This is a genomic window from Streptomyces sp. NPDC048383, from assembly GCF_040651775.1.
Taxonomy (GTDB): Bacteria; Actinomycetota; Actinomycetes; order Streptomycetales; family Streptomycetaceae; genus Streptomyces.
Map to the genome: position 1 here is coordinate 1 of NZ_JBEZKS010000061.1, position 14412 is coordinate 14412.

Here is a 14412-nt window from a genome sequence, read left to right on the forward strand (position 1 = left end):
GGCGAACACGTCAGCCACATACGACGCCAACTCAGCCCGCACACCGTCCACTTCGCGCGTATCCACGCATCCGACATGCCCACCCACGAACAGCCCCAACCAGAGGACCTAACGGAGTCCTACTAGTGTTTTCGGAGTCAGCGGATGAATCGAGAAGCATGGGACCACGATGGACGAGTACAGGAGCCGGGATGCCGGCGCCGACAGGTGGCGCGGGCCGGATCAGGTGACCGGGAAGCCGAATTCGCAGACGGGGACCGCGGGCCAGGTCCTGCCGCGCAATCCCGTGCGCGCCCTGAAATCGCCCCAGCTGTGGTTCGCGTCCGCGCACCTGGCGGCCGACGGCGTATCCGCGCTCGCCGGCTTCGCCGTGCTGATGCTGCTGGTGACCGGCATCTGCCTCCTGCCGGTCGCCCTCATCGGCGCACCACTGGTGATCGCGGCGGCCTGGCTGCTGCACCGGCTCGCCGATGCCGAGCGCGACCGGTACGCCACCCTGTGCGGGCTGGAGATTCCCGCACAACCGGCTCCGAAACGTTCGTGAACCTGCTGCGGTCCACGCTCACCGTGCTGACCAGCCGCCCGACGTGGCGGCAGGTCTGCTACTTTGCGCTGCTGATCCCGGTATCTGCCCTGAACGTGGTCGCGGTCGCCCTGGCCTGGGCCGGCCCGACGATGCTGGCCCTGCTGCCCTTCTACTACGCGCAGCTGCCCCTGGGGGCGGGCCGCGATCGGTCCGCTGAACATCGACAGCACGGGCACGGCCCTGGCCGTCGCGGCGGTCGGGGTCCTTGCCGGCCTGACGGTGTCACCGGTGATGGTACGCACCCTGCGAGCCCATTATTCGGTGCCAGTGCGGCTGATCGGCCAGATGGTACGGATCGTGCTGCATGCCTCGGAGCTGGCGGCCTACGACGGCTCCAAGGTGGTGGCCCGGCATGAGCGGCTGATCGCCAAGGGCGGATCACGCCTCGACCTGGACCACTACCTGGAGGCCCTGGTCCGCAAGCCCGGCGCCTTGCCCGGCGCCACCGCGCTTGACCAGGCCCGCTCGGCGGGCAAGTTCACCCCCGTCCACGACGCGTGGTGGCAGGCCGCCTGCAAGGCCCACGGCGACCCCGAGGGCACCCGCGCTCTGATCTCTGTCCTGCTGCTGCACCGGCACATGGCCCACGAGGACGTGGTCGCCGGGATCGCGGCCGCACTCAAGGCCGGCGCACTGACCGCGGACGCCGTCGCACTGGAGGCCCGCAAAGCCGCCGACACCGACACTGCCGCGCCTACTCCGCCCCAGGAGCGGACTACGCGTCTGGTGGAGGGCGGGGCGACGGTGACCTCGCTGACCGCGCGCCGGCTGGCCGCGCTGCCACCCGACCCCAGGCCGCTGCCGTCGGTTGCCGCCTACGACGAACTGCTGCGGCTGCGCCGCCGGCACGCCGGACCATCCGCCCACCAGGGGGAATCATGAGCGCAAAGCGCAACCGGGGACTGACCGAGGAAGCCGCGGACGCGGCCGTGGATCAGGCATGCCGGATGCTGCGGCTGCCGACGATCCGAGCCCAGTACCCGGAACTGGCCGCAGCGGCCGCCCAGGACCAGATGACCTACCGCGGGTTTCTGGCCGAGCTGCTGATGTCGGAATGCGACGACCGAGCCCGGCGCCGCTCGGAGCGGCGCATCAAGGCCGCCGGCTTCCCACGGGACAAGTCGCTCCGGGCCTTCGATTTCGATGCCAACCCGGCCATCGACCCCGCTGCGATCCACACCCTGGCCTCCTGCGACTGGGTCAAGAAGAGCATGCCGCTATGCCTGATCGGCGACTCGGGGACCGGGAAATCACACCTGCTGATCGCGCTCGGAACTGAGGCCGCGATGCACGGCTACCGGGTGAAATACGTCCTCGCGACCAAACTCGTCAACGAACTCGTCGAAGCCGCCGACGAGAAACTCCTCGCCAAGACCATCGCCCGCTACGGACGCGTCGACCTGCTCTGTATCGACGAGCTGGGCTATATGGAACTGGACCGGCGTGGTGCCGAACTCCTCTTCCAGGTTTTGACCGAGCGTGAGGAGAAGAGCTCTGTGGCGATAGCCTCCAACGAATCGTTTGGAGGCTGGACGAAAACCTTCCCCGACCCGCGTCTTTGTGCGGCGATCGTGGACCGCCTCACCTTCGGCGGCAACATCATCGAGACCGGCACCGACTCCTACCACCTGGCCATCACCAAGGCCCGCGCCAAAGCGGCCGCGGCGGTCACGAGCTGACGTCTGTCCCGGTCACATGGCTAGCCGGCCAGCGCCTCCCGGACCTGTTCAAGCGCCGGTGCCAGCCCTTGGCAAAGATCTGAAGGTCGCGGTAGAGCACGGCAGTCATACCTGCCGCGCGAGCCGCATCGATGTTGGCCTGGGTGTCGTCCACGAAAAGGCAGCGCTCGGCCGGGACGCCCGCTCGCTCCGCAGCGATCCGGTAGATCTCCAGGTCGGGTTTGGCGATGCCGACGCGGGAGCTGTTGACGACATGGTCGGCCAGGTCGGTGAGTCCGAGCAGGGCCAAGTCCTCGTCCAGCCAAGCGGTTGCATTGGTGACCAGTACGACGGGCATCCTGCCGCGGACTTCCCTGAGTAGCTCCACCGCATCCTGATCCGCGCGGAACGGGGCGTGGGCGAAGACGGCGGCCAGTTCGTCGGCCTGAGGGGCGGGGATCCGGTCGGCAAGTGCATCGGCGATGGAGGTGGCCCACTGGGCTCGGCTGATCTGTCCGAGCAGCAGTGGCAGATCCCGCTCGGGGGCGTAAGCGATCTCAGCGGTGATGCCCTCGGCGAGCCCGGCGGCCCGCTCCAGACGCGTGACTTCGGTCAGGTCGTAGAAGCGGATCACGCCGTCGAGATCGCACAGCACTGCATCGAACACCCGGTTGCCCATAGGGCGCGATCATGCCAGACCCCAAGACGCACACTGCCACCGCCCACGGGCGACTTGTCGCTGCGAGCTCGGTCGGCATTCCGACCCCGACCACCACAGCTCAGACCAGCCTGGTCCTTCGGTCCGAGAGGTTGATGACGCTTCCTGAAAATGATCGGGGGCGCTCTTCTCTCCACTTGGTTAGGTCTTGAACTACCTTCCCCTGACTGACAGGCGCCAGCGTGGCGGCGAAGTGGCCGAGAGGTTGACGGTCTGCTCCCCTGGTGGGGGGAGGAGACCAGTGCTGGAGTCGCTCCCGGGTATGAGTGATCGTCAGACCACAGTGCGATGCGATGGCGCATAGGTGGTGACACTGTGTGCTGCATACATGCTTTCCATGCCCACGCCAGGAGGCACACGTGATGTCCGGAATCACTGCCCATCGCTCCGGAGCCGCAGCCGCTGACATCCCACCGCCGCCACGACGAGCCGTCAGAGCCGCCTACGCGTCCGCGTTCTCCGCGACAGTCGGGTTCATCCCACTGCATGCCGTATGGGCGCTGGGTGTGCCTCTTTGGGCCGACGAGGAGAAATTCCGGGAGTGGTACGAGATCGGTGGCGGGCCCTACCTGTTCGTACTCAGCGGCATGGCCCTGATGGCGGGCGTCCTGGCACTGAGCCTGGTCCGGCCGTGGGGGCTGGTGTTCCCGGGCTGGGTGCCGTTCCTGGCCGGGCGCAGGGTCCCCCCGCGCACGCTGTCCGCAACGGCCTTCACGGTGTCGGCTTTCCTCCTCCTCTACACCGCCTGGGCCGGCTTGCAGTTTGTCATCCAGTTCAACGGCGACGGCATCTTCAGCCAATGGATCATCGTCTTCGGGATCCCGCAATTCCTGATCCTGGGAATCGGACTCCTCATCGCCGCGCACTCCTACCAAGTACGGACGTCTTGGCCGCAGGAAGGCCGGAGCCACTGATCGACACCGCCGGAACACCCCGCCCCGCCCCGCCCCAACGGTCGGCCGGTATCCAGGTGGCCCCCGAGTGTCGTGCTCGCATCCACTGGTCGGCGGTAACTGGGGAATCAAGCAGAGCAGGTCCGAGGCATCCCGAGCAACCGGTGGACATTTTCAGGAAGCGCCATCAAGGTCGCCCACTGCCCAGAACAGCCGAATTATCGGTCCTCACGCATTCAAAGTGGAGTCACTTCTCACTTTCAGATCTCGACCCTGAGGCCCCTGAGCGGAGTCAGAACTGAGCTACCGGTGGAGCCGGTTGTCACCGTCACAGCCAGAACAGACTCACGTCAATCGCGAAGGCCATCCTCACCCTGGAGACTCACCGCTGAAAGAGCTCAGTGGTCGCTGCTGGCGCGGGAGCTGATGGTGCGGCCGTGCCACCCCCACGTGTTACAGCGGTCCGGTCATGACGGCCAGCAGAAACGGGCCGCCAGCGATCCAACGACCCATCACGAAACATCGAGGTTAGCCTGCAACTCATCTGCTTCCTGCAACGATCAGTGAGCTCGTTTGGATAGCCATATTCCGAATGAAACCATTTCTGGCATTTCATCTCCAGAATATCAGCTTGATTTTTTCGCCTAAAAGATTACGTTGCCCCCTGTGGGCAATAGTGCTCATCGCAAGAGACCGAGGAAATATGACAACTCGTACGTCCGCGAATCGACGCGGATGGTGGAGGTCCGGGGGGGCCACACGTTGCATAGCGGGCGCAGCCACTCTCGCAGTGTCTGTCACGCTACTGCACGTCACAACCGAGGCTGGGGCTGCGACCGCCGTGACCCAGACCCAGACGGGTGCGGAGACCAGCGCCGCGGTGACCCAAGAGGTGGATGTTCCTCGCGCACGTGCGGCAGCGCGCAGGGCAGGCCACCGAGTCGAAGCAGTTTCCGAGCGCTCGGAGACCGTCACTACGTGGGCGAACCCGGACGGTACCTTGACCACCGATGTGTCGGCCGGCCCAATCCGTTTCTACGATCAGAAGTTGCGTCTCTGGCGCGACGTCGATGTGAACTTGTCTCGAAGCGCGGACGGTTCCGTTGCCTCGAAGGCTCATCCCCAGGGACTGAAGCTGGGCAACGGAGCCACTCGGGCGGGCAAGACGGCATCCACGCCGACGGCTTCGGAGGCCAGCACGGACCTCGTCACCCTAGGTGAGGGCGACAGGCAGATCCCGCTTCAGTGGAATGGCACTCTCCCAGCCCCCAGGTTGAACGGCACGCGCGCTGAGTACGTGAACGCTGTCAGCGGCGGTGATCTGGTTGTCGAGGCGACGCGTACCGGATTCGAACAGTTCGTAGAGCTCAAGCAACGGCCCGCAGGAGAGGGGTATTCATACACGCTCTCGCTGAGGGCCAAGGGCATGAAGGTGGACCACCAGGCGGACGGGAGCGTGCTGTTTACCGACCGGAAGAGTCGCAAGACGGCTGTCATGCCAGCACCCGTAATGTGGGACTCCACTGTTGATCCCGTCTCCGGGGAGCATACTCGCAAGATGCGGGTCACGATGAAGGTCTTGCAGAGGAAGGGGTATGTGGACCCCAACACGAAATACCCGGTTGTCGTCGACCCGTCCACTTCTGCTTTGAGCAGTCTCTTCGACACCTACGTTCAGCAGGGTAAGGTCATGACCAACCACTGAGCTATTTCAGCGGTGAGTCTCCAGGGTGCGGATGGCCTTCGCGATTGACGTGAGTCTGTACGGACTGCAGCGGGCTTTCCGGAGGATGCGCCAGGTCTTGAGTCGTGCGACGCCCTCTCCACCGGCCATCGCAGGCGGGAGTGGGCCCGGTTGACGCACTTCTGTTTGACCGTGAGGTCCTTGCCGGGTCGTCGCCGGCGGGGCACCGCAGTGATGTCGCCGGCACCCTGGTAGGCCTTGTCGGCCAGGATGGGGATGCCGAGCCGGATGCAGGTGGCGATGATCCGGTGTCGGCGGGCCGCGGTCAGGTCGTGCGTGCGGCCGGGCAGCGCGTGCGAGATCCACACCAGCGTTCCGTCCGGGGCGGTGATGACCTGCAGGTTGACCCCGTGCCTGCGATGCTTGCCCGAGTAGTCGGCTCGGCTGTCGCCGACCCGGTCGCACTCGGCGAGTGTCCCGTCCAGCATGACGTAGCGGGCATCGGCGGCTCTCAAGGCCGCTGTCAGTCCCGGAGCCTGTCGTGCCAGGTGGTCGGTCACGGCACGGACGTAGGCGTGGGCGGCCCCCACGCTGATACCGAACCCGGCGGCGATCTGAGCGAGGGTGTCGTTCTTGCGTGGATACACCAGTGCGACCAGGGCCCGGCCCGAGGGCGGCAGCTTGCACCGCCTGTCACCCTCGCGGGTGACGATCAGCATCGTCACCCACTCAACGAGTGCATGCGGAACATCCAGTACGGCACGATAGGGAACCAACAGAGCCCCACAGCTGACGAGTTGAGCCTAGACAACTTGCTCAACAGCTGCGGGGCTCTGCCCGTTTCACCGCCAAGGCCCCATCACCCGATCAGCGGCCAAGATGAAACGGCTCAGTCATGCGAGATCTGACGCTGTGAGAGAGACACCGTGCGCCGTTCACGATCAAGGCCTGTCACTACGACGCTGATCGTATCGCCGACGGCCACAACGTCCTGAGGGGTCTTCACCGACGCCCCGGCCAACTCCCTCAGGTGCACCAGTCCTTCGATTCCGTCCGCGACCTCGACGAACACCCCGAAGGGAACCATTTTGGTGATCTGGCCGGTGAGCCGATCACCGACCTCAACACCGTCGGCGAACGCTTGAAAGGGGTCGGGCTGCAGCTCTCGCAGGGAGAGCCGCGCCTCCCCGTTGTACGTGTCGAACTGTAGGAAGACACATGAAACCCGCTCCCCGACCCTCACCACGTCTGACGTCGCCTCGAAGCGCCGCCAGGACAGCTCCGGGAGGGTGATCAGCCCGACACCGGGAAAGCTCGGGTGTGCCGGACCGTCGTCCAGCAGCACGAACGCACCGAACTGCTCGATCGCCGACACGGTCCCGGACAGGACTTCCCCGGGTCGCAGCGATGCCAGGAACGCCCAGAGCTCCGGATGCTCGGATGGTTCGATCATGAATGCCCACTCTCCGTGCGGGGCTGCCTACGCGGCCTCGGATCCGTACCTTCTGACTGGCCCGCTTCGGAGCCGAAGCCGCCGACGCAGTGCCCGTCCTCTGGCACTACTGCCGACACACCCCGCACTCGTACGAGCGCGCTGACTACCTGGAAGCGCTCGCCGTGATCGACCCGTCCGGCTTGGACGACGCATACACCGAGTCGCTCTGGGACTGCGAGGAACGGGCACGGCTGCTGGCCATCGCCTCGGCACCCCACAACCCCCAGATCCTGCACCGCATCGCCGTACTCCGCGACGACCCGATGGAGACACCAGATGTACGGGCCGCTGCCGGAACGCGGTTGACCCCGTGACCGGCCCTGAGTCTCCCTGACCCCCTTGGACGGCAGAGCGAAGGCGATGGTCAGAAGCTCCAGCTGTAGAGGCCGCCACCGGTGTTCACCGCACTTACCGCGAGCCGGGCAACTCCCTGGAGGACCGCCAGTAGGTCATCGTCGGTCATGTCGTCCCCGTCCTCTGACGAGAGCCGCGTGGCCCAGCGGCCTGCGAGCTCTTCGAGTTCGCCAGAGCTCGCATTGGCCAGCGCTCGGGTCAGCCGCTTTGGCAGAGCGAACACCTCAACGCCATCGTTCAAGGGAGCGGTGACCCACTCCGGCCACGCCCACCCGAGAAGCTGCTCAATCGGCGGGGCCTCGCCCGAAGGCTCCTCGAAGTACATGTCCCACTCGGCGATGGAACTGTCCGGCTCGATAAAGCGGCAGGTCACAGACTCAAAGGCCTCACTCGGTCCCCGCATGCGCGTCGCAGCCGCCGTCTCGTCATCAACGGCGAGGAAGAACACTATGTCGTGGGCCACCCGAGCATGATGACAGTCCGCCGAGCAGACGCGGGCGCTGCGTAATCGATCTCAACCATCTGATCGTAGGGCCACCTCGGCTGCGTAGGAGCTTCTGATGGCCCCGGCTGCCCATCGGTCGGCAGCAGCGGGGCTGATGCCGAGGCGCCGTTCGAGGACGCCCGCCGGCATCGTGGTGCAGATGTCGAGGAGGGCCGCGCAGCGAGCGGCCTCGGAGGGGAGAGCCCGGGCTGGTCGTATACCACGTGACCGGCGCGGACGAGGACACCGTGCGCGCCGCCGTCGACGCCCTGGGCCGGCTGTACGCGACGTCGGGACCGGAACGCCTTCGGCGTGTACCGGGCCAGGCCGGCGTCCGGGTCCGGGTCTACGCGAAGCTGCTACGGCCCGGTGGCCGGCCATAGAGGAACTTTGCCCTCGTGCCCTGGAGTTGGGGCTGCCTGCGAATCAGCCGGATATCTCACTGCTCCCTCAGTTTCATCGGCCCAGCGGGTGGCTTGTAGCGGCTGCAGTTGGTCGAGGAGTACTCCTTCGCGGGCAAGGATGAAGGCCAGCGCCAGTATGGCTGCGCGGGCGTTGCCGTCCTTGAACGGATAGAAGTTCCCGCCCCGTCGGAATTGGATGGACCGCGCGGTGCCGGGCGGCACGAGGCCCGGTCCGCCGTTCGGCCCTCGCGGTCTCGGCCCATCGGTAGAAGGAGCGGACGGCTCCGCAGGCGGCGTCGCGTGAGCGCGCGGCAGTCACGTAGCCGATGGCCATGGGCTGGAGGTACAGGTCGGGGTCCGGGCGTCCTTCGAGCCCGCAGCCGACGGTGAGCCAGTGCAGGACCGCGGGCCGGTAGTGCTCCAGAGCCTGGTAGCCGAGGTATCCATTCGCCTCGGAGTTCGGGCTGGCCAGCCACTTCTCGACTGGTCGACAACATCGTGATACATCGGACCAAACGAGTGCCGCATCCGACAACGTTCGCCCTGTAGTGCCGTTGGAAGTTCTGTCGAAATGGTCTCCCAGCGCGGCCGAGGGTGAACCTTTCCTGGCCCCAGAGAGGTGCTAGGGCGGACCCGGAGTCGGGGTCTGGAGTTTGGGGCCTCCCCTGCCCGCTCCGGGGGCAGAAGCAGCCCACCGGAGCCATCGCGATATGCCGTCCAACCTGGCCTTTCATCTCCATCATTTCTTATGATCGATCTCGGTCGAAAGGGGGGCCGGATGGACCGGACCGTACGCACCGTCGAAGACGTACTCGCGCTAATGGACGGGCTCTTCACATCTGAATCCGAGGCCGGCCGCTTGGCGACCGGCGACGGCAAGGACTTCTGGGACCGCTTCTATGCCGACCGGTCAAGGCCGGTCCCGTTCTTCGTGGCGAAGCCGGATGAGAACCTGGCCGCCTACCTCGACCATGGGCTGATCGCTCCCGGTCGGGCCCTGGACCTGGGGTGCGGGCCGGGCCGCAATGCTCTGTACCTCGCAGCACACGGCTTCGAGGTGGACGCCGTCGACCTCTCCCCCGTTGCCGTTGCCTGGGGCGAGGACCGGGCTCACGAGGCTGGAGTCGACATCCGCTTTTTGTGTGGTGACGCTTTCGCCCTCCCCGCAACCGAGTTGAGCGGCCCGTACGACCTGGTCGTGGACTCAGGATGCTTCCACCATCTACCGCCGCACCGCCGCGTCAGCTACCTGGCTCTCCTCGACCGCGTCCTCGCGCCTGGCGGCCATCTCGCACTCACCAGCTTCGCCTCCGGCGAGGCGGGCATGGGGTCGGAACTCACCGACACGGACTTCTACCGGGAACGTGAGTTGCAGGGCGGCCTTGCCTACACACCCGAATCGCTGCGCTGGATCTTCTCCAACCTCGTCGAGGTCGAACTACGCCGCATGCGTGAGGAACCGCCCGAGTCAGCACTGTTCGGCGTGACGTTCCTGTGGACCGCGTTGTTCCTTCGAGGCGCGGTTGCGTCAGGCGACGTTCGCCCTGCTCCTCACCGAGGCCCCGAGGGCGGCTGGTGACGGCGTCCTCACGGGCGCCCCGCGTTGCGGCACCTTCGCGCACCGCGGCGCTGCGCTGCGCGCCGTCCCTGAGGCCGGTCTGCGGCTGTAGCTGCCCTTCACCAACACGTGGCCCAGCAGCTACTGGCCCTCCGATGCCTTCCGAAGGCTCTATCGCCCCGTGAGGCCGGTGGGAGTTCCTGCGCCATGGCCCGTCGTACCGGCCGCCGCAAAGCTCACAGCGGGTGGTTACTGCAGGTGCGCCGACGCCGGGGTGGTCTCCTGGCACGGCTCGACCGCCTCGGGCCCTCGGGGAACTCAGCGTGCAGGCGCGGAGTCTGGCAGACACAGGGGCCGGTGATGCGGGTGCTGTCGGTCGGTTGCCGCGGAATCGACAGGTGCAGCGGATCGGGGTTGATGACCGCGACCGGGTGGGCGGCAACGCCCGGGTCCAGGAGGGCTCAGTGCGCTCCGGTTCGTCCGTAGGGCATGCCGGTGCTGCCGGGGTTGATCACACGAGTCGGCCGTGGGCGATGCGGACGAACGGCATGTGGGTGTGGCCGCAGACCACGGTGCGAATGTCGGCATCGAGTCCGTCGAAGACTTCCTCCCAGCGGTCGAGGCGGGAGTCGACCCGGATCACCTCTTCGTCGTGGCGAGGGGTGGAATGGCAGAACAGCACTTTTCCCTTTTCCCAGGGCACGCCGCAATACTGGCGGCCATGACGAGCACCCCTGCCACACCCGCCCCGTTCTCCCGGATCAAGATCCGGACCGGGGCGCTGGTGTTCTGCGGCGACGATGTCGCCCTCATCCGCCGTGACCGCGCCGACTCCACGCACTACACCCCGCCCGGCGGCAACGTTGAGGACGGCGAAGACCTCGTCGCCGCCCTCGGCCGTGAACTCGCGGAAGAACTCGGTCTCGACATTGCGCTGGCGGAGGGCGGGGACCTGATGTGGGTCGTTGACCAGCGCGTGACCCGCCCGGGCCCGACCCCGCCGCCGCGCAAGCTCCATCTGATCTACCGCTTCCACATCAGCCCCGGCCTCCGCGAGACCCTTGCAGGGCAGGAGCTGGACGAGCTCCCCGACGGCAGCCACGAGGTCGGCGTCATCGAGTGGATCGACTACCACAAGACCGCCGAGCTGCCCATCTTCCCGCCCATCGGCCCCGCCCTCGCCGCCCTCACCGATCCGCACGCCGCCGTCACCAACGCGGCCCTGGACGCCGTCACCGACGCGACCTACACCTGGGTGTAGGTCGCGACGCCCCGGCCCGTGGCCGGCCGGGCACCAGGATCTCCCCGCGCGAGCCGGCCTCGGCGATACGGGGGACGCCGAGCTACCAGGTCAGGGCCGGATACAGCGCCACGGCTTGTGGTGCCGGCCGCCGCAAGTCCGGCACAAGGCGGTGTGGACCGCGGCAGCCGGGGTCATAACCTCGCAGGGCTCTGCCAGATGCGCCTGACCCGAGATCACCGCCGTGAGCTTGCGGCTCCGGGTACGCGCAGGGGCCGGACGCGCGCCGGCAGCGGGGCTCGGCGGCCTTGCGAGGGGCTCTGGAGTCGGACGGCCCGACCGACACCACTTCGGTGTGCTGCATCTTCCAGCCATCGACGGGAACCCGGCTGCGGTTGCGGACTCGGCCGCACCTGGCACGCCCGGGGCGGCGCTGCCGCTGCCCACCGCGTAGATCAGGTAGTCGTAGCCGAGCGTGCCGCCCGACGTCAGCGTCAAATCGCGGTCGTCCGCGTCGATCCGTGCCGCATGGCGACCACCAGCCGCACGCCCTCGGCCAGAACGTCCCGGTAGGCGACGACCGCTGTGTCGGATCCGCCCACCAACTGGTGCAGGCGGACCCGATGGACGAAGTCCGGACGCGGGTTGACCAGCGTCACCGCCACGTCGCCGCGCTGCGTCAGACGGTTCGCGGCCATGACGCCTGCGTATCCGCCGCCGATCACGACCACATCGGTGTTCTCGTTCGTGGTGAGTCTCCAATCGTTGCAAAGGGTTCCGGGATCAGCCGCTCAGACCTGGCCCCAGACACTTGCCACCGTCTGCGCCCATGCCGCCGCTTGGGCGCGGCCCGCGCGGGCCGCGGCGGGGCGGCGGGTGTGGTCGAGCATGTTGCGACCGAAGGCGCTGCGGGCGGCGCGGTCCGGGGTCAGGACGGACACCCGCGCGCCCGCCGCCGCGAGTTCCGCGGCCTGGGCGTGGGCATGGGGGTGCGGTCCGACCGCCTTGGGAATCGGGGCCAGGGCGATGATCCGCCGATGCCCCTGGGCGAGGTGGACGTTGGCCGTCGAACGGCTGCCGCCGTCCATCCAGCGGCGCCCGGCCAGCGGCACCGGCGGCCAGACCACCGGCACCGCGCAGCTCGCCGCGACCGCCTCGGGCAGGGTTGCCCCCGACGCCGCGTCGAAGACCTCCACGTCGCCGGTCAGCGCGTCGACGGCGGTCAGACGCAGGTCCCGGCGCGGCCAGGTGTCGACTCCTTCGAGCAGGGAGGCGACCGCCTCGAAAGCCATGGCCGGGGGGACCGTACGGGACACCAGCGCGGCACGCCCGAGGCGCCGGACCGAGCGCTGGGGGTCCCGCGAGCCGAGTGCGGCCCACAGGAAGCGTGCGGTCTGGCCCATCGTGACCTTGACGTCGAGGGCCGGGGCGCCGTCGAGCTGGCCTTCGTACAGTTCCTCAACGCTCACCCCCGATGCGAGGCGGGCCCCGATGATCGAGCCGGCGGAGGTGCCGATGACCGTGTCGGCGTCCATGAGGTCGATGCCCGCCTCGGCGAGGCCGGCGAGCACTCCGATCTCCCAAGCGCCACCGATGATGCCGCCGCCGCCCAGTACGAGAGCCCGCTCCGTCATGCCCCTACCAGCCCTTCGCCCTCACAACCCTTAAACGGGGAGTAGTCCCCGTTATGTGGGCAGACGATAGCATCCATACCGGGGACTGGTCCCCGGTATGTACGAGGAGGGGACATGACGATCGAAGCGGAACGACCGAAGCAGCCCAGAGCGGTGCGGCGCGACGCGCGGCGCAATCGCGAACTGCTGGTCAGCGCCGCCCGCGAAGCCTTCGCCGCCCAGGGCCTGAACGCGCCACTGGACGAGATCGCCCGCCGGGCCGGGGTCGGCAACGCCACCCTCTACCGCCACTTCCCCACCCGCGCCGACCTCGTCGAGGAGGTTTTCCACGGCGCGCTGGCCGACACCGTGACCGCCGGCGACGCGGCGCGCGGCGGTGAGGACGCCTGGCGCGCTCTCGCGGGGTACCTCGCCGCCGTCTTCGCCTCGCTTGCCGCCGACCGGGGCACCAACGACCTGATGACCACCGGCATCTCAGGGGTCCGCTCACTGGACGCCGTACACGCACGCAACCGTGAGACCCTCGACCTGCTGATCGGGCGCGCCCAGCGGCAGGGCACGATGCGCCAAGACGTCACCACCGAGGACCTGCTGTTCTCGCTCGCCGCACTCGGCCGCGCCGTCCCCGCACTCACCGACACCGCCCCGCAAGCGTGGCGCCGCTACTTGACACTCTTCCTGGACGGCCTGCGCACCGCCGACACACCGGCCACCGCCCTGCCCGCCCCCGGCCTCACGACGGAGGAACTCGCCGACGTCCTCAGCAGCCTGGGCCCCCACCGCACACAAGCCGCTCCGCTCCACGGCGACAACGGACAGGCGCCTGGCTCCGTCCATGGACCATGAAGTCCGTTCATCACGACTTCGGAGCGAGAGGACATGTCAGCGATCTTGGGCAAGTCGCCGGGTCCCATTGAATGCCGAGCCGGTCCTCGAAGAAGAGTGAGAACTCGTTCAGTGCCTCTTCCCAATGTGGGGCGACGTGGTCCGCGTCGCGCGCTTCGGGCGCGATCTCTCGCTCTCACGTCAGCACGCGACCTGGGCGTCCCTCACTCAACAACAGCGAGTAGACCCCGATCTCTCACATCCAGGACAGTGACCACACACCCCGAAACAGCCCCCGACCAGCACCCACACACCAGGGCCCACTGCCACTCACACCACTGTCACCCACCCGAGAAATCGCACCTCAACACCGAACGCCAGGACTGGCGGCTATGAATAGCCACCCCCACGACAGCCAACCCGCCCCGCCCCAGCCACTAAACAGCAGCCACCTGGTCACCTCATGACAGCAGACCAGCCCACACCCACAACGCATGACCAGGCAATCAACAACCGAACCCAGCTGACGCACAACCGCTGCCACCCCACCGCCCCCTTACACCTTCGTCGAGATCGACCTCTCCGGACCTGGCACCGCTCGCCGGCCTGCTCACCGCCGCGCGGGTCCGGTCACCCGCTTCACCCCGGACGGGAGCGAATCGAGCGGACCAGGTCCTGGCTCACCGAATACCGCCGGCTCAAACGCCGCTACGGGCGCCATCCCCGCAACTACCTGGCCTGCCTCGGCATCGCCGCAGCCCCCCTGCTGCTACAAACGACTCGCCCGCTTCACCACACAGGACACGGTCTCAAAGGGGTTACGGCATGCGCTGCCCCCTTTCGCCGACACGGCCATGGATGATGCGAGTACCACGTGGG

At 67.5% G+C, this 14412-nt stretch carries 13 protein-coding genes and 5 pseudogenes; 11 read left to right on the forward strand and 7 right to left on the reverse strand.

The features are described from left to right. The first annotated feature begins 376 nt into the window (after positions 1–376). From AB0D46_RS31610 to istB, 3 genes and pseudogenes are all read left to right on the forward strand, one after another. Positions 377–942: pseudogene (locus AB0D46_RS31610) on the forward strand (sensor domain-containing protein). Continuing rightward, positions 884–1468: a hypothetical protein gene (locus AB0D46_RS31615; protein WP_362882574.1), complete on the forward strand. Its 585-nt coding sequence runs from the start codon at positions 884–886 to the stop codon at positions 1466–1468. The pseudogene AB0D46_RS31610 and the gene AB0D46_RS31615 overlap by 59 nt, the downstream one beginning before the upstream one ends. Next, positions 1465–2265 carry an IS21-like element helper ATPase IstB gene (gene istB / locus AB0D46_RS31620; protein ID WP_362882576.1) on the forward strand — a complete coding sequence of 267 codons (801 nt, stop codon included), beginning with the start codon at positions 1465–1467 and terminating at the stop codon, positions 2263–2265. The genes AB0D46_RS31615 and istB overlap by 4 nt, the downstream gene beginning before the upstream one ends. On the opposite strand, the gene AB0D46_RS31625 is transcribed toward istB, so the two are convergent. After that, positions 2255–2923 carry an HAD-IA family hydrolase gene (locus AB0D46_RS31625; RefSeq protein WP_362882578.1) on the reverse strand — a complete coding sequence of 223 codons (669 nt, stop codon included), beginning with the start codon at positions 2921–2923 and terminating at the stop codon, positions 2255–2257. The two genes, istB and AB0D46_RS31625, sit on opposite strands and share 11 nt — an antisense overlap. A 401-nt stretch (positions 2924–3324) precedes the next feature. Here AB0D46_RS31625 and AB0D46_RS31630 point away from each other — a divergent pair, with 401 nt between their 5' ends. Both AB0D46_RS31630 and AB0D46_RS31635 read left to right on the forward strand, forming a co-directional pair. Further along, on the forward strand, positions 3325–3876 hold the full coding sequence (locus AB0D46_RS31630) for a hypothetical protein (RefSeq protein WP_362882580.1): 552 nt from the start codon (positions 3325–3327) through the stop codon (positions 3874–3876). 820 nt (positions 3877–4696) lie between these two features. Then, on the forward strand, positions 4697–5560 hold the full coding sequence (locus tag AB0D46_RS31635) for a hypothetical protein (protein WP_362882582.1): 864 nt from the start codon (positions 4697–4699) through the stop codon (positions 5558–5560). Positions 5561–5566: 6 nt separating this feature from the next. Here the strand turns inward: AB0D46_RS31635 and AB0D46_RS31640 are convergent. Beyond that, a pseudogene (locus tag AB0D46_RS31640) lies at positions 5567–6315 on the reverse strand (transposase family protein). Between the two features lie 113 nt (positions 6316–6428). Then, entirely contained in the window at positions 6429–6992 is a 564-nt protein-coding gene (locus tag AB0D46_RS31645) for a S1 RNA-binding domain-containing protein (RefSeq protein ID WP_362882583.1), read from the reverse strand. Positions 6993–7081: 89 nt separating this feature from the next. Between AB0D46_RS31645 and AB0D46_RS31650 the strand changes: the two genes are divergently transcribed. Then, positions 7082–7348, forward strand: coding sequence for a hypothetical protein (locus AB0D46_RS31650; protein ID WP_362882585.1), 267 nt, complete (start codon positions 7082–7084; stop codon positions 7346–7348). A gap of 50 nt (positions 7349–7398) precedes the next feature. Here the strand turns inward: AB0D46_RS31650 and AB0D46_RS31655 are convergent, their stop codons facing one another. Beyond that, on the reverse strand, positions 7399–7851 hold the full coding sequence (locus tag AB0D46_RS31655) for a hypothetical protein (RefSeq protein WP_362882587.1): 453 nt from the start codon (positions 7849–7851) through the stop codon (positions 7399–7401). 269 nt (positions 7852–8120) lie between these two features. On the opposite strand from AB0D46_RS31655, the gene AB0D46_RS31660 reads away from it, so the two are divergent. Both AB0D46_RS31660 and AB0D46_RS31665 read left to right on the forward strand, forming a co-directional pair. After that, positions 8121–8255, forward strand: a complete 135-nt coding sequence (locus AB0D46_RS31660; RefSeq protein WP_362882646.1) for a DUF6207 family protein — start codon at positions 8121–8123, stop codon at positions 8253–8255. A 799-nt stretch (positions 8256–9054) separates the two neighbouring features. Beyond that, positions 9055–9855, forward strand: a complete 801-nt coding sequence (locus tag AB0D46_RS31665) for a class I SAM-dependent methyltransferase (protein WP_362882589.1) — start codon at positions 9055–9057, stop codon at positions 9853–9855. Positions 9856–10298: 443 nt separating this feature from the next. Here AB0D46_RS31665 and AB0D46_RS31670 read toward each other — a convergent pair. Beyond that, positions 10299–10522, reverse strand: a pseudogene (locus tag AB0D46_RS31670) (metallophosphoesterase family protein); the annotation flags it as partial. Positions 10523–10555: 33 nt separating this feature from the next. Here AB0D46_RS31670 and AB0D46_RS31675 point away from each other — a divergent pair. After that, positions 10556–11095, forward strand: coding sequence for an NUDIX domain-containing protein (locus AB0D46_RS31675; protein ID WP_362882590.1), 540 nt, complete (start codon positions 10556–10558; stop codon positions 11093–11095). Positions 11096–11470: 375 nt separating this feature from the next. Here the strand turns inward: AB0D46_RS31675 and AB0D46_RS31680 are convergent. Beyond that, positions 11471–11772, reverse strand: a pseudogene (locus AB0D46_RS31680) (FAD-dependent oxidoreductase); the annotation flags it as partial. 93 nt (positions 11773–11865) lie between these two features. Continuing rightward, complete coding sequence (locus AB0D46_RS31685; protein ID WP_362882592.1) at positions 11866–12708, reverse strand: patatin-like phospholipase family protein; 843 nt, start codon at positions 12706–12708, stop codon at positions 11866–11868. Positions 12709–12822: 114 nt separating this feature from the next. Here AB0D46_RS31685 and AB0D46_RS31690 point away from each other — a divergent pair, with 114 nt between their 5' ends. Both AB0D46_RS31690 and AB0D46_RS31695 read left to right on the forward strand, forming a co-directional pair. Then, positions 12823–13554 carry a helix-turn-helix domain-containing protein gene (locus AB0D46_RS31690; RefSeq protein WP_362882594.1) on the forward strand — a complete coding sequence of 244 codons (732 nt, stop codon included), beginning with the start codon at positions 12823–12825 and terminating at the stop codon, positions 13552–13554. A 625-nt stretch (positions 13555–14179) separates the two neighbouring features. Beyond that, a pseudogene (locus tag AB0D46_RS31695) lies at positions 14180–14330 on the forward strand (IS5/IS1182 family transposase); the annotation flags it as partial. Positions 14331–14412 lie beyond the last annotated feature (82 nt).